Here is a 19,949-nt window from a genome sequence, read left to right as displayed (position 1 = left end):
CGTTCCCGCCGCCTTCCTTCCCGCCCCCGTTCACGAGTCTGCGCCAGGTGGACACCGAGCGGTTCCTGCTCGCGGCCTGCGAGTCGGCCGGGGTGGACTTCGCCTGGGGCGCGCGCGTGACGGGAGTCAAGGTCACCGACTCCTCAGTCGCGGTGAGCAGCGAGGACGGACGCGGCTGGACGGGCACCCATGTCATCGCCGCCGACGGCGCCCGCTCGGCGGTCCGGCGCGAGCTGGACATCCCCATGGAGGGCACCCGCTCGGAAGGCTTCCACGTCGTGGTGGACGTGTCCGACATCCCGGGCGCCGACCTGCCGCCGGAGCGGGTCTTCCACTACGAGCACCCCGGCGTCGGCGGCCGCAGCGTCATGCGCGTGCCGTTCACCGGCGGCTTCCAGGTCGACCTGCAGTGCCGTGACGACGACGCGCAGGAGTCCTACGGCACCGAGGAGGCGGTACGGCAGTGGCTGCCCGCGGTCGTGGGGGAGGGGTACGCCGACCGGATCCTGTGGGTGTCGACGTACCACTTCCTCCGCAAGGTCGCGGCGACCTTCACCGACGAGGAGCACCGCGTGCTGCTCGTCGGCGAGGCGGCCCACCTCTTCCCGCCCTTCGGCGCCCGCGGCATGAACAGCGGCATCGCGGACGCGGCGGCGGCAGCGGCGGCGGTGGCCGCCGGCACCACGGAGGCGGTCGCGGAGTTCGCGGCGGCCCGGCGGACGGCCGCCCTGTTCAACAGCGCGGCGGCCGGCGCCGCTCTGGACCATCTGCGGCCCAGCCGCCGGACCGTACGGGCGAAACAGTGGGCCGCGGCGGCCCTGGCTCCCGTACTGCCCTGGTGCGGGGCCTGGTTGGAACACGCACCGTACGGTCCCAGGCACGGATCACCGGCGAGCGCAGGCCGGAAGTACTGACCGGAGCACCTTCAAGCACCGGCCGTACTGACGGACGTACTGAGAGGGGAAAGTATCTTGATGACACAACCGGCAACCGCAGAGGGCCTGTTGGCGTGGATGCCCGGCCGTGGCCTGATCGCCGGCCTGGCGGCCGACACGCAGCTGCTGGTCGCGGACTCCTGGCTCGTCCGGGACGGGCAGGTACGCGGGCTCGACCGGCACCGGGAGCGGTTCCTGCGGGCCTGCGGCGACTGCGGAGGTCCGGCCCCCGATCAACTCGACGAGTTCTGGCGGGACATGACGGCAGCGCTGCCCCGTACGGGATCGTGGTTTCCGCGCGTCGAACTCGTGGCCGGCTCCCTCCAGTTGCGGCTGCTCCTGCGGTACGCGCCGTCGATCGCTCCGGAGGTACGCGTGTGGGCGGCCGGCCAGCCGGACCCGAGAACCGTGCCACGACGCAAGGGACCGGACCTGGACGTCCTCGCCCGGGTCCGGCAGCGGGCGAGGGGACAGGGCGCGGAGGAGGCGGTACTGATCGCCCCCTCGGGACTGGTGCTGGAGGGGGCGACCTCCAGCGTGCTGTGGTGGGAGGACGACACCCTGTGCCTGCCCCCGCAGCAACTGCCGATCCTGGCCGGTGTCACCACCGGCCTCATCCAGGAGCGGGCCGTGCACACCGGCATCCGGATGGCCCACCGCGAGCGGACCCTGGAGCAGCTCGCCGGGCGGGAGGTGTGGCTCGTGAACGCCCTGCACGGAATCCGGCCGGTGATCGGCTGGGAAGGCCGGCCCATGGAAGCGGGTCAGGACCTCTTCGCCAAGGAATGGCGGGAATGGCTCGACGGCCTGATGGAGCCCCTGCCCGCCGCCTGATCCGATAAAGAGAGAAAGGTTCGCGCCGGACCGAAATCATTCGGCCCGGCGCGATTGGTCATATCCGGATTCAGTAAATTTTGGAGATCACTTCTTGGGTGAAACGATCACTTCTTGAGTGTCACTGGGATCGCTCAGGCCTATTTCTGGGCAGGCTGATAAGCGCCCGGAACCATCCTCGTCGCGATGGCGATGCGGTTGTACGCGTTGATGACGGTGGCCGCCCAGATCAGTGCCGCGAGCTGTGCCTCGTCGAAGACCTCGGCCGCCTCCGCGTAGACCTCGTCCGGGACGTGCCCGTCGTGCACCAGCGTGACCGCCTCGGTCAACGCCAGCGCGGCGCGCTCCCGTTCGCTGAAGAAGGGCGTCTCCCGCCAGGCGTTCAGCGCGTACACACGCTGCTCGCTCTCGCCCTGCGCACGGGCGTCCTTCGTGTGCATGTCGATGCAGAACGCGCAGCCGTTGATCTGCGAGGAGCGAATCCGGATGAGTTCAAGGAGCTCCGGCTCGACCTTGGCGTCCTGCGCCGCCAAAACGGCCGCGCCGTGCAGCGCGCCCATTGCTCCGGACACGTCGGGGGTTATTTTCTTGAGGGCCACGCGGGGTGTGGATTCAATCTTGGGCATGTGCCGACTCTATCCGCCTCATGGACTCCATGAAACGGAAACAGTGCGAATAGTCGTGCGACGATTTACCGGAAGGACGGCTATCGTGCGGTCATGACCGGATCCGGGGAACTTCCACTGCTCTTCCTCGATGTCGACGGCCCGCTCATTCCCTTCGGGGCGGCATCGGGGCAGTGCCCGGGCGGGTATCCGACCTACGGGCCGGACCCGGTGGGGCCCGACGAGAATCCGCTCCTGGCCAGGATCAATCCCGCGCACGGACCCCGTTTGAGGGCTCTGCCGTGCGAGCTGGTCTGGGCCACCACCTGGATGGCCGAGGCGAACGAGACCGTCGCCCCGCGGCTCGGTCTCCCCGAACTGGCCGTCGTGACCTGGCCGGAGACGGGCGACGAGGAGGCCGAACGGGACGCGCGGCGCGGACTGCACTGGAAGACCCGCGCCCTGGTCGACCGGGCAGCGGGCCGGGCGTTCGTCTGGGTCGACGACGAGATCACCGACACCGACAGGGCCTGGGTCTCCGCACACCATCGAGGGCATGCCCTGCTGCACCGGGTCGACTCCCGCCGCGGCCTCACCGACGCGGACTTCGACGCCCTCGACGAGTGGCTGGCCGCCGAAGCCGCCGACGGTTCCTGACTCCTGGAGCACTCGACGGGCCTCCCGCCTCCATACGACGCTCCATATGACGGTGTGATCAAAGCATCGTTTAATGGGGAAAATCGTGATCATTCACTGCGGGAGCAGCCCATGTCGCCAACGCGGTCCAGTACAGGGGACGGGCCGGCTGCGGCCGGGCGGCTGCGCAGGCTGGGGGAGTGGTGCGCCCGGCACTTCGTGATCGTCATCGTGGCCTGGCTGGTCGTGCTGGCGGCCCTTCAGGTGCTGGACCGCTCGTTCGGCGGAGACTACTCGGACGACTTCCAGCTCCCCGGTGTCCAGTCGGAGAAGGGCCTGGACGTACTGAAGGAGCACGACCCGGCGGCGGGCGGCTACAGCAGCCAGATCGTGCTGCGAGACGACAAGCAGTCCCTGACGTCGGTGAGCTCGCAGATGAGCCAGACGATCACCGACCTGCAGAAACTTCCCCACGTGCTCTCGGCGCAGAACCCGTTGACGGCCCCGTCCCAGCAGTCGTCGCAGTCCTCGGGGCAGTCCCAGCAGCCGAACGTGGGCCCACTGTCCAGCGACGGGAAGACCGGCTACATCACGATCCGCTTCGACGTGCAGCCGTCGACACTCGGCGACTCGTACCTCGACGGAGTGGACAGCTCGGTGCAGCCCCTGAGGTCGGCGGGCGTGGAAGTCGAGTACGGCGGCCCCCTCGGTGAACTCGCCAGGCCCGCCCCCGACGACCGGATCAGCGAGCTGATCGGATTCGCGGTGGCGATCGTCGTCCTGCTCGTCGGCTTCGGCAGCGTGCTCGCGGCGGGCATCCCGCTGCTGACCGCCCTGATCAGCGCCGTGGGAGGGCTGGCCTGCCTGGGGCTGCTCGCCTCGGCCTTCACCTTCGCCACGGTGTCCCCGACGCTGGCCACCATGATCGGCCTGGGCGTGGGCATCGACTACGCGCTGTTCCTCATCACCCGCCACCGGCAGAACCTCATGAACGGTGACGACCCGGTCCGTGCGGCGGGCCGGGCCACCGCCACCAGTGGCCGGGCCGTACTCGTCTCCGGCTGCACGGTGATCATCGCCCTGGCCGGGCTGTCCGTCTCCGGAGTCAGCTTCATCGGCCTGCTGGGCGTGGCCGCGGCCGTGACGGTCGTCTCGGCCGTCGTCGGCGCGCTGACCCTCGTCCCCGCCCTGCTCGGGCTCATCGGCCACCGCATCGACCGCTACCGCGTGCGCCGCCCCGTCGCTGAGACGAACGCCGCCCCGGGCGAGCCCGTGGAGGGCACCTGGCACCGCTACGCCCAGCGCGTGCAGCGCCGCCCCTGGTGGTTCCTGGTCGGCGGAGTTGTCACGGTCCTCGTGCTGGCGATCCCGGTGCTCTCGATCCAGCTCGGCCACATCGGCGACGGCGCGGACCCCAAGTCGTTCACCGACCGACGGGCCTACGACCTCATGTCCGACGCCTTCGGACCCGGCTCCAACGGCCCGTTGACCGTCGTCATCGACCAGACCTCCGTACCGTCCGACCAGCGTTCGTCGCTGGCGACACAGGCGCAGAAGTCCCTCACCGATGTGCAGGGCGCGGCCACGAGCACACAGCTCACGCCCACCCAGGACGGTGACGTGCTGGTGGGCACGGTCTACTCCAAGGAGGCTCCGCAGAGCGCGGACACCACCGACCTGACGAACCGCCTGGTCGACGAGACCCTGCCCCAGGCCGTCTCGGGCACCGACGCCAAGGGCTATGTCACGGGCACCACGGCCGCCCAGGTCGACTTCCGTGACATCGTCGCGGAGCGCCTCCCGCTGATCATCGCGGTGGTGGTCGCCCTGGCCTTCCTCATCATCCTGATGGTCTTCCGCGGACTGCTGGTCGCCCTCAAGGCTGCTGTCCTCAACGTCCTGTCCATCGCGGCCTCGTACGGCGTGGTCGTCGCCGTCTTCCAATGGGGCTGGGGCGGGCCCGCGTTGGGAGTGTCGGGCAAGGTGCCCATCGAGAGCTACGTGCCCATGATGATGTTCGCCATCATCTTCGGCCTCAGCATGGACTACGAGATCTTCCTGCTGTCGCGCGTCCACGAGGCCTGGATGCGCACCGGGGACGCGAAGGCCAGCGTGGCGCACGCCCTGGAGATCACCGCGCGTGTCATCACCTGCGCCGCCCTGATCATGGTGAGCGTCTTCGCCGCGTTCATCGTGAGCGACAACATCGTTGTCAAGATGCTCGGGCTCGGCCTGGCGGTGAGCGTACTGATCGACGCAACTGTCGTACGCCTGCTCCTCGTTCCGGCCGTCATGACCCTGCTCGGCCGTCACGCCTGGTGGACGCCGGGCTGGCTGGACCGGATCATGCCGCACGTGGATCCGGAAGGGGACCACGACTGAACCGGCGGGGCGTCGTCGCGATCCGTATGGGAGGTGCGGGCCCCCGCCTGCGCAGGGGCCCGCGGTCGGTCAGCAGGCCGAGTTGGTCTGGGTGAGCAGGCCGAGCCGCCACGGCAGACTGTTGTAGTCGCCGCTCGCGCTCGGGTCCTTGCCCTGGTAAAGGTACTGAAGCCGACAGGAGTTGACGGTCAGGGTCTGGTCGTTCCCGGCACGGACGAGTTCACCGTGGCTGATGTCCCTGGTCCAAGTCCCCGAGGGGAAGCTGACGTTGTTGGCCCGGGCGAACGGGTTGCTCTCGGACGCGGCCAGCGGAGACCACGAACCGGCGAGGCTGCCGGCGGTCCAGGACCGGAAGTAGCGCCGCCCGTCCGACCCGATCGCCTCGACGAGCAACAGGTACTGGTTGGTGTCCTGCACCTTGTAGACGTTGCTCGCTTCGAACAGGGCGTACTTGTTGGGGTCCTGGGCCGCGATGAGGGTGTTGGTGAACCCGTTCGGGAACTGGCCCAGCGTCGTCTGCGAGCGGTACAGATGCCCGTTGTCGTCGGAGGAGAAGAGGTAGCAGTTGGCGCTGTCGCAGATCACCCACATGTCCACCCAGTAGCCGCTGCCGATGTTCTGGCGGATGATGTCCGGCATCGACGAGTAGAAGTGGCGCGGCGCGCTCCAGCCGTTCGGATTGCTGATGTCGGTGTTCGTGGAGTACGACGCGTTGCCGGTCTGGTAGACGAGGTACCACGTGCGCTGCGGAGCGAAGTAGAACACCTGCGGCGCGGCCCGGTATCCGGTGCCTATGGCGCTGCGGTCCAGATAGTGGTGCGTGGCCGAGGACGCCTGGGACCAGTCGGTGAAGTTCAGGTACACGAGGTTGTAGCCGGACGCGCTCGCGACGCTGGCGAAGACGTGCCACCTGCCGTTGTGGTGGACGACCGACGGGTCCTTGAGCCCGGCGATGTTGTGCGTCGAGTCCGACTTCGGGGACATCAGCACGCCGCTGGAGCTCCAGCTGTAACTGCCGGGCAGGGCGGCGGCGTCGGACGCACTCCGCGGGGCCGTATCGGACGCACTTCGCGTGGCTGCGGTGGACTCCGTCCTTGGTGGCGAGGCGGGCACCGTCCCCGTGGCGGCAGTGCCGCCCAGCGAGGTCAGCACCGACTGGAAGGCGGGCTTCTTGTTGCCGCTCCGGTCGAACAGCAGCGGGTTCTCCCCGGCCCGCCAGGAGTCGCTGTCCCGGATGCCCCACACCGTGATGCCCGTGCAGCGTGACACGTTCATGCAGGCCCTCACCGTGTTCGCGTACGCCGTCGTCGGGGCCTGCGCGATGTCCAGTTCGGTGATCTGTACGTCCACGCCGAGCGCGGCGAAGTTCGCCAGCGTGGTCTGGAAGTTGGACGGCGGCCCGCCGGTGCCGAAGTGGGCCTGGAAGCCGACGCAGTCGATGGGTACGCCGCGTGCCTTGAAGTCGCGCACCATGCGGTGAGCGCCTGAGTGGCGTAGTTGAAGAGGGCGAATCGGTAGCCCATGAAGAACTGCCAGCTGTTGCCCATGGTGAAAGCGGGCCCCAGGCGGACGAAGTCGGTGCCGTCGGTGCTGTAGGAGAAGGTCCCGGGCCGGGCTGCGCCGGGGCGGATGTCGGCGTTCGCGCGCAGCCAGATGCGGCCCCCGGAGATGTTGGCGCTCGCCACCTCCGTACCGATGCCGGTGGTGTTCCAACTGCTGTCCATCGTCAGTCCGTTGACCATGACGACCCTCGTCGCACCGCCGTCCCGCCTGACGCCGATCCACGCCGAAGAGTCACGCAGCAGCGCGAGCCCCGCCCGGTCGCCGTCGCGCATCGTTGAGTGGTCCAGCTGGATAGTGGCGGTGGACGTTGGGCCCTGGATACGGTGGGTGAGCGTGTTCCGGGCCCAGTACAGGTCGTTGGTGACCGTCGCGGTCCTGAGGGTCAGGCCGTTGCCGACGGTCCATCGGCTGTTGTCCGGGTTGTGGTTCCACTCCCACTTCGGCCTGAGGGCCGTCCCGTCGAACGTGTCGACGCCGGTCATCGGGGTGACCTGCCGGGGCGGGGCCGGGACGACGGGGCTGGGATACGACGCTCCCCAGGCTCCGTCGACCAGCTGCACGACGGGCCAGCCGTCCGAGGTCCACGTGACCGGCGCCAGGACGGGGATCCGGCCGCCGGGGTAGGCGTCCACGAACGCCAGGTAGTACCAGGCCCCGCCCGGTGTCTGGACGAGACCGCCCTGGTGCGGGACCCCGCCGCCGGCGACCGGTCCGCGCAGGTCGAGGAGGACCTGCCGCATCGTGTAGGGCCCGAAGGGACCGCTCGTCGACTTGAGGATGTACTGACCGTTGGCCGGGCGGGTCAGGAAGATGTAGTAGTTCCCGTTGATCCTGTAGAAGCGTGAGCCCTCCAGGGTGCCGACACTCGACGGAGTGGTGAACACCTGCTGTGCGCGGACCTGGGTGCGTCCGTCCGCGGAGAGCTGGGCCACGCTGATGGTGGTGTTGCCGTACGCCACGTACAGCGTGTCGTCGGTGTCCACGAGCAGCCCCGCGTCGTAGTACGCGGTACCGATCGTGGTGAGTCTGCTCCAGGGGCCCTCGACGGCGGTCGCGGTGTGGATGTACGTCCTGGCGAAGTCGATCTGGCCGAGCCAGTAGAACGTCCGGTTGCTCGGGCGGTAGGCGAGTGACGACGCCCAGATGCCCCTTACGTAGCCGCGGGCGCCGTTCAGGTCGTACTTGGACCCGAAGTCCAGCACCGGCACCGAGTGGCCGGCGAACTCCCAGTTGACCAGGTCGTACGAGCGGAGGATGGGCGCCCCCGGTGAGTAGTGCATCGTAGAGGCCGAGTAGTAGTAGGCGTTGCCGACGCGGATGATGTCGATGTCCGCGAAGTCCTGCCAGAGCACGGGGTTGGTGTAGGCCGCGGCGGCCGAGGAGTCCAGTGCCGCGGTGTGTGCCGCCGACTGCGCGGCCGCGGTGCCGGGCAGAGCGGCTCCCACGGCCAGGCCGCTCGCCGCGCCCAGTGCCTTCCGGCGACTGTGGGGTTGTTCGAGCCATGACATGTCGAACGCTCTCCTTGTGCGGGGGACGAGGAGGTGCGGCGGATCAGCAGGTGCTGTTCGTCTGGGTCAACAGGCCGAGGCGATAGGGGAGTTGGGGGTAGTCGCCGGCGGCCGACGGGTTGAGGCCCTGGTAGAGGAACTGCAGACGGCAGGGGTTGATCGTCATGGTCTGGTCGTTGCCCGCGCGGATGAGTTCGCCGTGGCTGATGTCCTTGGTCCACGCGCCGGAGGGGAACGTGACGTTGGTGGCGCGGGCGAACGGGTTGGCCTCGGTGGCCGCCAGCGGCTGCCACTGACCGGTGAGTCCCTGGGCCGTGAAGGAGCGGTAGTACCGCCTGCCGTCGCCGGCGAAGGCCTCCCACAGCAGCAGATAGGTGTTCGTGCCCTGTACGCGGTAGACGGCACCGCCCTCGAAGAGGGCGGACTTGGAGTCCTGGAGCACGAGTTGGGTGTTGCGGAAGCCGCCCGGGAACTCACCGACGCTGGTCTCGGAGCGGTACACACGGCCGTTGTCGTCCGCGGAGAACAGGTAGCACATGGCGCTGTCGCAGATGGTCCAGTAGTCGAGCGTGCCCGACGGGGCGGCGTTCTGGAACGTCCTGGGCGCCGACCAGCTCTGCGGGTTGCCGGGGTTCGTGCTCGTGGAGTACGAGGGCGGGCCGGTCTGGTGGACGAGGTACCACAGGTTCTTCGGCGCGAAGTAGAAGACCTGCGGGGCCGCCCGGTAACCGGTGCCGATGTTGGGGTTGGTGTCCAGGTAGGTGAGCGGGGCCGCCGAGGCCCCCGACCAGTCGGTGAAGCTCGTGTAGGCCAGGCTCCAGGACCCGGCCGTGTTCGCGGTCGTCATGAAGACGTGCCACTTGCCGTTCGCCTGGACCACTGTCGGGTCCTTGACGGAGACGACGGGGTGACTCGCGTCGGGCTTCGGGGAGATCAACTGACTGCTGGACGACCACGTGAAGCTGCTCGGAAGTTGCGCCACGACCACCGATTCCTTCGGAGGCGGAGCGCGGAGTACGACCGGGTGGGAACGGCGAGCAGCGACATAGCCAGCCCCAGCAGGAAGAGCATGGCCGCGCGGCGGGCGCGACGGGCGTCGTGGATGTGCTGATGGCGCGGGCGTAAGTCGTGTACGGGTGCGGGCATGTGGGCTCCCAAGGGAGGTCGGGGCTCGCCGCACGAACACCAGGTGCGCTCTTCGTCCGGAACGGTGGCGTGGGGGGAGAGCCTTACCGGTACGGGTGATGTGGTGATGCGGGTGCTGTCGTGCCCCGGTTCGTGCGGCGTGCGCATGAACCGCTGCGGCCAAGTCATTGTTCGTGCAGTCGAACATCGACCGGCCAGTTGGACGCCTTGGATGATAGGAGCCTCACCAGGAGCGTCAATACCTCTCGCATCATTCGGTTCCAGGGTCGCATCTTTCGGTGCGGTCTCACGGGGTCCTCGGAGCCCGCTCCCGCCTCGGGATCCACCTCCGTGTCACGCCCTTCCCGGCCCGGGAGCGCGAGTCGTGATCAAGTCGAAACATGGTGAACTCGTGAAGGATTGACGAGAGTTGTGAAAGGTGACAAGAATTCGGATCACTCCACTCCGCTGTGTCTCAAGCGAGTGAAGTGGCGCGAGTGACTCGGTCGCGCACGCCTTCGTTGCGTCCCCCCGCGTCGGTCACATGCGCTCAGCCACCTCCCACACATTTCGATCCATAGAGGCCCATCTTGTCGCGTTCGCAACAACCCAGGATTCCGGCTGCCCTCGCAGCGTCCGCTTTCCTCGCAGCCGCCGCCGTGCCCGTGTTCGGGGCGGGCGTCGCAAACGCCACGCCCGGCGGGACCTGCCAGTCGGCCACCGTCCAGTACCGTCTCGTCGGCGCCGACGGAGGTGTCGTCGGCGAGGACTGGACCTCGCAGGGCGGATTCCGTTCCTGGGACACCGTCCCCGGGCCCGTCGAGGTCCGGCTGGCCCCCGGCCAGAAGGTCGCGGACGGCTGCAAGTACCCCGTCTCCCTCGCCGAATACACCACCGAGGGGCCGAACTGGGCCACTTCCGGTCGCCAGACCATGGTGGACAAGACCACCGTCTACCTCACCGCCGCGGACGTGGCCGGTGACGACGACGCGAAGCGGACCTGGCAGAAGCTGGCCGTGAAGCTGCCCGACTGCTACGGCCAGATCGACCTGTACGGCGACGACATCGCGTACGACGGCAAGACGGGCGAGGGGCACGGCCCTGCCCCCTACCAGCCCGACGGCGTCAACACTCCGTACCACCTCATAGCGGCGTGGAACGGCGGCGAGAAGGAGTGCGCCGACAGCCCGCCGGACTCCCCCTCCCCGGCCCCGACGCCTTCGGGGCCGACCCCGGCGACTCCCGCGGGCAGCACTCCGCCCGCGGAGGAGACGACTCCGCCGACCACCCCCAAGCCCTCGGCGACGCCTCCCACGACGCCGGACGTGCCGCCGCTGTCGTCGAAGCCGCCCGTCACCCCGGAGCCGTCGTCCAGCGACAGCACGCCGCCGCTGGCGGAGACGGGCGCCGGCGCGCCGGTCGGCCTGATCGCCGGTGGCGCTGCCGTGGTGATCGCCCTGGGCGCCGGTGCGGTGTTCGCGGCCCGCTCGCGTCGCTCGTGACGGACGTGCACGGGATCGTCCTCGTGCCGTAGCGCACCCCTACGGCCCCGCCCCCCGGCCGGCACCATCCGTGCCGGCCGGGAGGCGGAGCCGTTGCCCGAGGGGTCACGTCACGTTCAGGGGGCGATGCCCACGCCGTCGATCCGGCTCCAGGACTTCTCCTGGGCGGCGGTCATGGCGGGCCAACGCAGCCCGCCCGGGCGGGGGTCGACCCGTGTGGCGTACGAACGGGGGTAGAAACCCGGGTCGTAGAAGCAGCCGGTGCCGTACTTCTTGTCGAACGCGCCGCAGGACGCCGCGAGCGACTTCGGCGTCGGCTTTCTTTCCGGTGCGTACCCAAGTGTTCAGAGCGGAGATGGAGTTGGCGTACTCGGAATTGCTCAGCCCGCTGTGTTCGCTTTCCCGGGTGAAGGACTGCACGAGCTTCTTGTCCCGGTGCGCGCCCCGAAGGCTGTCGCGGTAGGCCGCCTCGTGCTCGATGAACGCCGTCGGATCGTCGATGGCGTGGAGCGTGAGGACGGGAATCGAGACCTTGCCCGTGAGGTCACTGTCGTACGACAGATCGCGAACGGCGGTCGGATCCGCGGAGAACCGTTCGACGCCCGCGTTGAGCGCCTTGTCGTCATGGGACCCGGAATAGTGAACGCCCTTGTTGCTGAACGGATTTCGCCCGCCGAGCCGGGTGTGCACGATGTCGCGGAAGGTGAACGTCGCGAATCGCAGATGCGACTCCAGGGTGCGCTCCGGAATACCCGTGACCGCGAGGATGTCGTCCAGATTGCGCTGCTGCAGAGCGGTCCGCTCCTCGGCGGGGGAGGCGAATCCCGTGCATTCCTCCAGGCGGGCGCGCAGCCCCGCGCTCGTCATGGTCGAGGTCGCACGCAACCCCTCCCACAGCGGGTACTGGGGCTCGGTGGGACGAGGGTGGTTCCGGCAGTAGTACTGGTAGACCACCCGCAGCCAATCGCTCCCGATTCGGGAAGGACCGTACAAACGGTAGAGGAAGGTCCGAGCAGCCGCTCGGCGTCCGGTGAGCGCCGACGGCCGACCGAGGTGGGTCAGCGCAGATGCTTCTCGAAGAAGTCCATCGTCGTGTCCATCGAGGCCGGCCACTGCGGGGCGAACGTGTGGTGCTCGCCCTTGTACTTCACCAGCTCGACGTCCTTGCCCGCCTTCTCGAACGCGGCGGTGGTCCGTTCCGACCAGACGATGGGGCAGCTCTCGTCGGCGGTGCCGTGGTGGATGAGCAGCGGTTCGGTCACCCGGTCGACGTAGGTGATCGGGGAGGCTTCCTTCCAGAACCTCGGGTTCTCCTCAGGGGTGCCGTGCGTCTTGTCGATCTGGGCGACGACCGGGTCGCCGTCGCCGCGCTGGAAGTGGTCGATGTTCTCGTCCGGACGTGAGCTCACGGGGGCGAACACCACTGCGGCGTCGACCAGACCGGGCGCGACGACCAGCGTGTTGTACACGACGCCGCCGCCCATCGACCGTCCCAGCATGCCGATCCGCTCGCCGTCGATCTCAGGACGCCCCGACGAGCGCAGCGCCATGACGGCGCCGATCGTGTCCTCGGTGTAGCCGAGGCGCTGGTTGACGTCATTGTCCGGGTCGTCGTCGGAGCCCGCGTGGTTGCGGTAGTCGGTGTGCAGGACCACGTAGCCGTTGCGGGCCAGCAGTTCCTGCTCCCGGGCCAGTCCGCGGCCGCTGGTGTAGACGGCCGGGTCGATGTACCCGTGCGCCAGTACCAGGGCGGGGAAGGGCCCCTTGCCCCTGGGGATGTTCATGATTCCCGAGATCGTCAGCCCGTTGGCCTCGTACGTGACCGCGTACTGGGTGTAGGCGTCGGTCCGCACGCGTACGTTCCCGAGCTTGAGGTCGGAGCCCCGGTGCTCGCGCTGGATCAGCCCCGGGATCGACACGGGGTTGGCCGGAGTCGGGGTGGGGGTGGGGGTGGGCGTTGCGCTGGGGGTCTTGGCGGAAACGCGGGCCGAGGTCGGCGGGCTCGTGGGCTCGGCGTCGCCGTCCCCTGTGCAACCGGCAGCGGCCACCAGCACCAGCCCCGCGGCACCACGGTCCACGCTCCGACACGGCATACGGCCGGTATCCCCCGATCGGCCGCTACGAGCGGTGCCGTACGAGTTCTCGACGGCGGGACGGCCGGGAGGGCACCATCCCGCGGCCGTCCATCAGCCCGGGACGGCGGCCGCACCGCTGGAGGTGACCTGGCTCCCCGTGCCGGAGAAGATGACCCCGGGTTCGGAGGGCGCCTGGTTCAGTACCCACAGACCGATCAGCGTGGCGAGCGTGAAGACGACCGCGATCAGGACCGCGAGCACGAGTCGGCGACGCCGCTCACGGCGCAGCCAGTCGCCGCGGGCCGTGCGGTAGGCGTCGGGGGCCGGGTGCACCTCGCCGGCCAACGCCTCCAGGGCCGCGCGCAGCTCTTGTTCCGTACGGTCCGGCTCGTGTTCCGTACGGTCCGGAGAGGTGTCGTTCATCGCCGGGCCTCCATCGCCTGGGTCAGGGCGGCGATGCCGCGTGCGGTGTGTGTCTTGACCGATCCGCAGGAGATTCCCATCGCGGCGGCTATCTCGCTCTCCTTCAGGCCGAGCCAGTGGCGCAGCACGAGCGCTTCGCGCTGCCGCGCGGGCAGTTGCTGCAGCGCGTCGATCAGTACGCGCTGGTCGTCGTGGAGCAGCGCGGTGCTCTCGGCGGAGGCCACGACGTCGCTCGGCGGGTTCTCGACGTGCCTGCGTGCGACCTGGAGGTGGCGTATCCGCATCCGGGTCAGATTGCACACCGTGACCGCAGATAGGCCTCCGCCGCCTCGGAGTCCCGCAGCCGGCGCCACTTCCGGTAGATCTGGTAGTACGCCTCGGCCACGACGTTCTCCGGGTCGTCGGCGCCGAGCAGTACGGCCAGGCGCAGCATCGAGGAGTAGTGCACCTCGAAGAGCCGGGCCAGGGCGGCTTCGCGTTCCAGGTCGACGGGATCCCCGACCGCGGGGGAGAGGGCGGTCTCCTCGGGCGGGCCTTCGCGTACGCCGTCGGGGCGGGACTCTTCGTCGAGGCCGGGACGGTCCGTGCCCGGCGGCCGGGCCGTCGCCGCGCGCGGAAGGCGTGGCTCGGGGACGGCGGCCGGAACAGCCTGCGCCACCGTCGAGCGGGTGTGCTGTCTGCGTCTCACGGGTTGGTGGCTCCCGTCTCGGGGCGGCGCCTGACGGTCAGGCGCGACGGTAGGTCGGTGGCATCGGCGCCGCGCGGGACGCCGAGCCGTTCGAGGGCCGCGGTGCCGACCAGGGCGACGGCCAGATTGAGGAGCAGGGCCGCGAGTCCGGCGTAGATCTCCAGCGGCCGGCCGGCGGAACCGAAGGCCACGATGGAGGAGAACCCCTCGCGGACCACCAGGAACGTGCCGGCCGTCATGCCCACGGCCCAGCCGGCGATCAGCGCCCGCGGATGCATCCGGCCCGTGAACAGGCCGACGGCCACGGCGGGGAAGATCTGCAGAATCCATACTCCGCCGAGCAGTTGGAGGTTGATGGCGTCCTGGTCGCGCAGCCCGAACACGAAGGCCACCGCCCCCACCTTCGCGGTGAGCGAGACCGCCTTGGCGATGCGCACCTGGCGTTTCGGCGTGGCCGTCGGCTGCACGTACTCGACGTACACATTGCGTACGAAGCAGGTCGCGGCGGCGATCGACATCACGGCGGCCGGGACGAGCGCCCCCACGACGATCGCGCCGAACACCAGCCCGGCCAGCGGCCCCGGCATCAGCCGCTCGACCAGCATCGGCACGGCCGCCTCGGCGCCTCCCTCCGGGGCCTGAACGCCCGCCGCGAGGGCCGCGACGCCGAGGAAGCCGAAGAGCGCGAGCAGGCCCGTCCAGGCGGGCAGGGCGACGGCGACCTTGCGCAGGGTTCGCGGGCTGTCGGCGGCGAATCCGGCGGTGAGCACGTGCGGGTACATCAGCAGGGCCCGCGCCGAGCCCAGGGCGAGGGTGGCGTAGGCGGGCTGCTGCTCGGGGGAGAGGAGCAGGGCGGAGTGCGCCGTGTCCGTACCACCGAGCCGTTGCGCGGCCCGGTCGAAGAGCGGACCGGGGCCGCCGAACCGGTCGAGGACCAGCCAGCAGACCGCGGTGAGCGAGACGAAGACGGCCACCGCCTTGAGCGCGGAGATGACCGCGGGCGCACGCAGCCCGTGCCGGTACGTCGCGACCGCGAGACCCGCGAAGAGCGCCACCATCACCAGATCGCCCGCCGCGCCGCGCGGATAGACGCCCCCGGCGGTGAGCACCGCGCGGATGCCCAGCAACTGCAACGCCAGATACGGCATCGTCGCCAGGATCCCGGTGAGCGCGACGACCAGGGCCAGCGGCGGCGAACCGTACCGTCCACGGACGAAGTCCCCCACGGTCACGTAGCCGTGGCGGCGGGCCACCGCCCACAGGCGGGTCAGCAGGACGAAGGCCAGCGGACAGACGATCACCGTGTACGGGACCGCGAAGAAGGCGGGCGCCCCGTTCCCGTACGCCAGGCCGGGGACGGCGGTGAAGGTGTACGCGGTGAAGATCGTGCCGCCCAGCAGCAGCCAGGTCCACACCGGACCCAGGCTCCGGTCGGCCAGTGCCCAGCCCTCCAGGGACGGCAGCCGGTCGGTGGGGCGCAGACGGCGCGCCGTGACGGCGAGCAGCGACGCTCCGCCGATCACGGCGAGAAACGTCGCGGTCATGGCGACATCCGCCATGGGTCACCGTCCTTGGTGTGCCTGTGCCCTTGCCGGAGAGTTGCGCGGGCACCCCACTCGGAGGACAGGGAACCGGCGGGAAATCTTCTGGAAATTCGCTGTCAACCAGTTGCGGCCGGTGGGCAACTCTTGCACAGACCGACAAGCACGGGGAGAGGAGCGCAGGTCATGGCACCCACGGGTCATCACCGGCTACGGCGCGTCGCGATCGCCGTACTGCTCCTCGCGCCCGCCGCCGGTCTGCTGTGGGTCCCCTGGTACGCCGGTGAGAGCCCACGGCTGGCCGGGACGCCGTTCTTCTACTGGTACCAGCTCGCCTGGGTGCCGGGCTGCGGCCTGTGCCTCCTGGCCGCGTACACGCTGACCAGGCACGACCGCCACGACCCTTAGCTCGTACGCGTTCCGCAACCCGCACCGCCGACCCGTACGCATCCGTACCACCACACATCACCGTAGAGGTGAGGAGCCGCCATGCCCACGTCAGTCATGCCCGAATCCGGTCGCCCGGCGCCGGAAGAGCCGCCGCCCGCACGCTCCCGGATGACACCGCGGTCGATGCTCCTGTGGGCCGCGGTCGCCCTGATCGGCGCGATCGGCTGGGGTGTCCTCGCGCTGGCCCGCGGCGAGGAGATCTCCGCGGTCTGGCTGGTGGTGGCCGCCCTCGGCTCGTACGCCATCGCCTACCGCTTCTACTCCCGTTTCGTCGCGCGGCGCGTACTGCGGCCCGACGACCGGCGGGCCACTCCAGCCGAACGCCTGGAGGACGGAGTCGACTTCCAGCCGACCGACCGCCGGGTACTGCTCGGCCATCACTTCGCCGCGATCGCCGGCGCCGGGCCGCTGGTGGGACCGGTGCTCGCGGCCCAGATGGGATATCTGCCGGGCACTCTGTGGATCGTCGCCGGAGTGATCTTCGCCGGGGCGGTGCAGGACATGGTGGTGCTGTTCCTGTCCATGCGGCGGGACGGCAAGTCGCTCGGGCAGATGGCCCGGGAGGAGATCGGCAGGGCGGGCGGGGCCGCCGCCCTGATCGCCGTCTTCGCCATCATGATTATCCTGCTCGGGGTGCTGGCCCTGGTCGTGGTCAACGCGCTCGCCCACTCCCCGTGGGGCACCTTCTCGGTCGCCATGACCGTCCCCATCGCCCTGTTCATGGGCTTCTGGCTGCACCGCATCCGGCCGGGCCGGGTCGTCGAGACCAGCCTGATCGGTGTGGCGCTGCTGCTCCTCGCCATCGTCGGCGGCAGCTGGGTCCAGGAGTCCTCGCTGGCCGACACCTTCACCCTCAGCCCGACGACCCTCGTCTTCTGTCTCGTCGGTTACGGCTTCGTCGCCTCCGTGCTGCCCGTGTGGATGCTGCTCGCACCGCGCGACTACCTCTCCACCTTCATGAAGATCGGCACCATCGCACTGCTCGCGGTCGGTGTGATCGTGGCAGCGCCCGTGTTGCGGACCGACGCGGTCAGCGATTTCGCCTCCTCGGGCACGGGCCCGGTATTCGCCGGATCCCTCTTCCCGTTCCTCTTCATCACCATCGCCTGCGGCGCGCTCTCCGGCTTCCACGCTCTGGTCGCCTCCGGGACCACCCCGAAGCTGATCCAGAAGGAGTCCCAGGTCCGCATGATCGGCTACGGCGCCATGCTGATGGAGTCGTTCGTCGCGATCATGGCGCTGATCGCCGCGGCCACCCTGGAACCCGGCCTGTACTACGCGATGAACGCGCCCGCCGGACTGCTCGGCACGACGGCCGAGTCCGCCTCCCAGGCCGTGGCGGGCCTCGGCTTCACCATCACCCCCGACCAGCTGACGCAGGCCGCCAAGGCGGTGGAGGAACAGACCCTCATCGCCCGCTCGGGCGGAGCACCGACCCTCGCCGTCGGTATGTCGGAGATCTTCTCCGGAGTCTTCGGCGGCAGCGCGATGAAGGCCTTCTGGTACCACTTCGCGATCATGTTCGAGGCACTGTTCATCCTGACCACGGTCGACGCCGGCACCCGCGTCGGACGCTTCATGCTCCAGGACATGCTCGGCAACGTCTGGAAGCCGATCGGCCGGGTCAACTGGAAGCCGGGCATCTGGCTGTGCAGCGCCCTCGTCGTGGCGGCCTGGGGCTACTTCCTCCACTCCGGCGCCACCGACCCGCTGGGCGGAATCAACCAGCTCTTCCCGCTCTTCGGCATCGCCAACCAGCTCCTCGCAGCCATCGCCCTCACCGTCTGCACGACCGTCCTCGTCAAGTCCGGGCGGCTGCGCTATGCCTGGGTCACCGGGGTCCCGCTGGCCTGGGTGGTAGCGATCACCTTCACCGCCGGCTGGCAGAAGATCTTCTCCGCCGACCCGCGCGTCGGCTTCTTCGCCCAGCGCGAGCGGTACGCCGACGGCATCGACGCCGGTCAGGTCCTGCCGCCCGCCAAGAGCCTCGACGACATGCACACCGTGGTCACCAACTCCACGGTCGACGGCGTCCTGATCGCCCTGTTCCTGCTCCTGGTGACCGTGGTGATCGTCAACGCGGCCGTGGTGTGCGTACGCGCCGTCCGGTCCCCCGTCCCGCTGCCGACGACCGAGACGCCGTACGTCGAGTCCCGCATCGACCTCCCGGAGCAGTCCGCCGAACCCCTTGCGGGAGCCCGGACATGAGCGTCCGCCGTTGGGCACGGGCCGTGCGCTGGTACCTGCGCGAGCTGACGGGGGAGGCGGAGTACGACCGCTACTGCGAGCGCCACATCCGCCACCACCCACTCGCCCCGGTACCGACACCACGTGAGTACGAGGCACTGCGGGCCCGGCACCGGGAGGACCATCCGCAGAGCCGCTGCTGCTGACCCGGAGCCCGCAGGAGGGCCGAGGCGGCCCGGCGTGCCAAGGGACGCCGGGCCCCTCTTCCGACTGCCGGTTCCACTCCCGGGCCGCCGAGGGCCGCTACTCCGTGCGCAGAGCCACAGCCGTACGGGCCTTGGCCGCCCAGCCCGCCGGGAGCATCGCGCCCAGCATCGCGATCGCGATCCCGGCCAGTCCCAGCAGCACCAACTGCCAAGGCACATACACATCGAGGACCGAGGGCGGCAGATCGGTGCCCGCGGCATGCCCCATCACCGGCAGCACGATGGCGTGCAGCGCGAACCCGGCGGGCACGCCGATCAGACCGCCGAGCACACCGATCCCGGCCACCGACGCGAGTACGAGGCCCACGGTCTGCCGCGGCGACATGCCGAGCGCCTTGCAGACGCCGAGGTCGTGGACGCGCTCCCGGGTGTCGATGACAACGGAGTTGAGCACGCCGAGGCCCGCCACGGAGACCAGCATGAGGGTGAGCAGCGCCGCCATCGACTGCAGGATGAGGACGAAGTTGTCCTGCTCCGAAGGGGAGTTGGCCATGGCGTCGCCGCCGAGCGGCTGAACCACCGCGGCGAGCTTCTCGGCGTACTCGGCGGGAGACACACCCGGTTCCACCTCGACGAGGAACGTCCGGGGTTCGGCCTTGGGGAAGTCGGCCATGCCCGCGTGGAGTTGCATGCCGTCGTCCTCCGTGTCGAAGGCCTCGCCGACGATCCGCAGGGTCCGGGTGTCTCCCTGGTGGGTCACCCGGACGGTGTCTCCCACCTTGGTGCCGGTCCTTTCCAGGAAGCCCGTCGCCACCACGACCTGACCCGCGCCGTCGATCCAGTGCCCGGTGATCATCTCGTAGCTGCCGGGCCGGGAATCCCCCTGGTAGAGGCTGATCGTGACCGAGCCGGTGACCCCGGCCACGGTGACGTCCTCCTGGGTCGTGGCGTAGTACGAAGCGGTGCCTTCCTGAGCCTCGACGGCGGTGCGTATCCGTGCCGGATCGGCGGGCGGGGCCTCGGACTTGCCCTCGGCCGGGGCTTCGGGTTTGACCTCGACCGGCTGGGGTCCGGGGCCGCCGGCGAACACGGTGACCGCGGCGCGGTCCTCGGGATCCTGCGCCTCGCCGACCGCGGTGAGGGACGCGGTGAGCCCCACCGCGAAGGTCGCCGCCACCGTACCGAACGCCACCGCGAGCAGCATCGCGCCCGTGCGGGCCGGGTGCGCGAAGGGACTTGCGGGGCCGTAGGTCACCGCCCTCGGCAACGGCAGCCGCCCCGCCACCCGG

At 69.7% G+C, this 19,949-nt stretch carries 15 protein-coding genes and 3 pseudogenes; 8 read left to right on the top strand and 10 right to left on the bottom strand.

Features of this window, described 5'->3' with window-relative positions; all coding sequences use genetic code 11:
- Window positions 1-914 (top strand): FAD-dependent monooxygenase (locus O3Q52_RS26365; protein WP_269651224.1); only part of this gene is annotated, 914 nt, incomplete at its 5' end.
- A gap of 60 nt (window positions 915-974) precedes the next feature.
- Window positions 975-1,769, top strand: coding sequence for an aminotransferase class IV (locus O3Q52_RS26360; protein WP_269651223.1), 795 nt, complete (start codon window positions 975-977; stop codon window positions 1,767-1,769).
- Between the two features lie 140 nt (window positions 1,770-1,909).
- On the opposite strand, the gene O3Q52_RS26355 is transcribed toward O3Q52_RS26360, so the two are convergent.
- Window positions 1,910-2,395, bottom strand: coding sequence for a carboxymuconolactone decarboxylase family protein (locus O3Q52_RS26355; protein ID WP_269651222.1), 486 nt, complete (start codon window positions 2,393-2,395; stop codon window positions 1,910-1,912).
- 93 nt (window positions 2,396-2,488) lie between these two features.
- On the opposite strand from O3Q52_RS26355, the gene O3Q52_RS26350 reads away from it, so the two are divergent.
- Window positions 2,489-3,031 carry an HAD domain-containing protein gene (locus O3Q52_RS26350; protein ID WP_269651221.1) on the top strand — a complete coding sequence of 181 codons (543 nt, stop codon included), beginning with the start codon at window positions 2,489-2,491 and terminating at the stop codon, window positions 3,029-3,031.
- Window positions 3,032-3,142: 111 nt separating this feature from the next.
- Window positions 3,143-5,392 carry an MMPL family transporter gene (locus O3Q52_RS26345; protein WP_269651220.1) on the top strand — a complete coding sequence of 750 codons (2,250 nt, stop codon included), beginning with the start codon at window positions 3,143-3,145 and terminating at the stop codon, window positions 5,390-5,392.
- A 69-nt stretch (window positions 5,393-5,461) separates the two neighbouring features.
- Here O3Q52_RS26345 and O3Q52_RS26340 read toward each other — a convergent pair whose 3' ends face one another.
- From O3Q52_RS26340 to O3Q52_RS26330, 3 genes and pseudogenes are all read right to left on the bottom strand, one after another.
- Window positions 5,462-6,865: a non-reducing end alpha-L-arabinofuranosidase family hydrolase gene (locus O3Q52_RS26340; RefSeq protein ID WP_269651219.1), complete on the bottom strand. Its 1,404-nt coding sequence runs from the start codon at window positions 6,863-6,865 to the stop codon at window positions 5,462-5,464.
- A gap of 5 nt (window positions 6,866-6,870) precedes the next feature.
- Window positions 6,871-8,463 (bottom strand): annotated as a pseudogene (locus O3Q52_RS26335) (glycoside hydrolase 43 family protein); the annotation flags it as partial.
- A 43-nt stretch (window positions 8,464-8,506) separates the two neighbouring features.
- Window positions 8,507-9,445, bottom strand: a complete 939-nt coding sequence (locus O3Q52_RS26330; RefSeq protein ID WP_332112944.1) for a non-reducing end alpha-L-arabinofuranosidase family hydrolase — start codon at window positions 9,443-9,445, stop codon at window positions 8,507-8,509.
- 802 nt (window positions 9,446-10,247) lie between these two features.
- On the opposite strand from O3Q52_RS26330, the gene O3Q52_RS26325 reads away from it, so the two are divergent.
- Window positions 10,248-11,090 (top strand): hypothetical protein, encoded by an 843-nt coding sequence (locus O3Q52_RS26325; protein ID WP_269651218.1) that lies wholly within the window; start codon window positions 10,248-10,250, stop codon window positions 11,088-11,090.
- A 116-nt stretch (window positions 11,091-11,206) separates the two neighbouring features.
- Here O3Q52_RS26325 and O3Q52_RS26320 read toward each other — a convergent pair.
- The 5 genes and pseudogenes from O3Q52_RS26320 to O3Q52_RS26300 form a co-directional block, all read right to left on the bottom strand.
- Window positions 11,207-12,083 (bottom strand): annotated as a pseudogene (locus O3Q52_RS26320) (hypothetical protein); the annotation flags it as partial.
- Window positions 12,084-12,148: 65 nt separating this feature from the next.
- Window positions 12,149-13,168 (bottom strand): S9 family peptidase, encoded by a 1,020-nt coding sequence (locus O3Q52_RS26315; protein ID WP_269651217.1) that lies wholly within the window; start codon window positions 13,166-13,168, stop codon window positions 12,149-12,151.
- Between the two features lie 108 nt (window positions 13,169-13,276).
- Entirely contained in the window at window positions 13,277-13,588 is a 312-nt protein-coding gene (locus O3Q52_RS26310; RefSeq protein WP_269651216.1) for a hypothetical protein, read from the bottom strand.
- Window positions 13,585-14,276: pseudogene (locus O3Q52_RS26305) on the bottom strand (sigma-70 family RNA polymerase sigma factor). Before O3Q52_RS26305 ends, O3Q52_RS26310 begins: the two are co-directional and overlap by 4 nt.
- Entirely contained in the window at window positions 14,273-15,835 is a 1,563-nt protein-coding gene (locus tag O3Q52_RS26300; protein WP_269651215.1) for a sodium:solute symporter, read from the bottom strand. The pseudogene O3Q52_RS26305 and the gene O3Q52_RS26300 overlap by 4 nt, the downstream one beginning before the upstream one ends.
- Before the next feature lie 168 nt (window positions 15,836-16,003).
- Between O3Q52_RS26300 and O3Q52_RS26295 the strand changes: the two genes are divergently transcribed.
- The 3 genes from O3Q52_RS26295 to O3Q52_RS26285 all read left to right on the top strand — a co-directional run bounded on the left by O3Q52_RS26295 (window position 16,004) and on the right by O3Q52_RS26285 (window position 18,660).
- Window positions 16,004-16,225 carry a DUF3311 domain-containing protein gene (locus tag O3Q52_RS26295; RefSeq protein ID WP_269651214.1) on the top strand — a complete coding sequence of 74 codons (222 nt, stop codon included), beginning with the start codon at window positions 16,004-16,006 and terminating at the stop codon, window positions 16,223-16,225.
- Between the two features lie 81 nt (window positions 16,226-16,306).
- Window positions 16,307-18,475, top strand: a complete 2,169-nt coding sequence (locus tag O3Q52_RS26290) for a carbon starvation CstA family protein (protein ID WP_269651213.1) — start codon at window positions 16,307-16,309, stop codon at window positions 18,473-18,475.
- On the top strand, window positions 18,472-18,660 hold the full coding sequence (locus O3Q52_RS26285; RefSeq protein ID WP_269651212.1) for a YbdD/YjiX family protein: 189 nt from the start codon (window positions 18,472-18,474) through the stop codon (window positions 18,658-18,660). Before O3Q52_RS26290 ends, O3Q52_RS26285 begins: the two co-directional genes overlap by 4 nt.
- Window positions 18,661-18,757: 97 nt before the next feature.
- Here the strand turns inward: O3Q52_RS26285 and O3Q52_RS26280 are convergent.
- The coding region (locus O3Q52_RS26280; RefSeq protein WP_269651211.1) for an ABC transporter permease at window positions 18,758-19,949 on the bottom strand (1,192 nt) is incomplete at its 5' end.

Source organism: Streptomyces sp. ActVer (assembly GCF_027270795.1).
Classification (GTDB): domain Bacteria; phylum Actinomycetota; class Actinomycetes; order Streptomycetales; family Streptomycetaceae; genus Streptomyces; species Streptomyces umbrinus_A.
Note: the sequence above shows the minus strand (reverse complement) of the source record. Positions and strands in the feature narration are given on the sequence as shown.

What these genes read in the sequence shown, in the direction of transcription:
- O3Q52_RS26350 (WP_269651221.1), top strand. Translation starts at nt 2,489, where the DNA reads ATGACCGGATCCGGGGAACTTCCACTGCTCTTCCTCGATGTCGACGGC.
- O3Q52_RS26300 (WP_269651215.1), bottom strand. Translation starts at nt 15,835, where the DNA reads ATGGCGGATGTCGCCATGACCGCGACGTTTCTCGCCGTGATCGGCGGA.
- O3Q52_RS26340 (WP_269651219.1), bottom strand. Translation starts at nt 6,865, where the DNA reads ATGGTGCGCGACTTCAAGGCACGCGGCGTACCCATCGACTGCGTCGGC.
- O3Q52_RS26345 (WP_269651220.1), top strand. Translation starts at nt 3,143, where the DNA reads ATGTCGCCAACGCGGTCCAGTACAGGGGACGGGCCGGCTGCGGCCGGG.
- O3Q52_RS26290 (WP_269651213.1), top strand. Translation starts at nt 16,307, where the DNA reads ATGCCCACGTCAGTCATGCCCGAATCCGGTCGCCCGGCGCCGGAAGAG.
- O3Q52_RS26360 (WP_269651223.1), top strand. Translation starts at nt 975, where the DNA reads ATGACACAACCGGCAACCGCAGAGGGCCTGTTGGCGTGGATGCCCGGC.
- O3Q52_RS26295 (WP_269651214.1), top strand. Translation starts at nt 16,004, where the DNA reads ATGGCACCCACGGGTCATCACCGGCTACGGCGCGTCGCGATCGCCGTA.
- O3Q52_RS26285 (WP_269651212.1), top strand. Translation starts at nt 18,472, where the DNA reads ATGAGCGTCCGCCGTTGGGCACGGGCCGTGCGCTGGTACCTGCGCGAG.
- O3Q52_RS26310 (WP_269651216.1), bottom strand. Translation starts at nt 13,588, where the DNA reads ATGAACGACACCTCTCCGGACCGTACGGAACACGAGCCGGACCGTACG.
- O3Q52_RS26355 (WP_269651222.1), bottom strand. Translation starts at nt 2,395, where the DNA reads ATGCCCAAGATTGAATCCACACCCCGCGTGGCCCTCAAGAAAATAACC.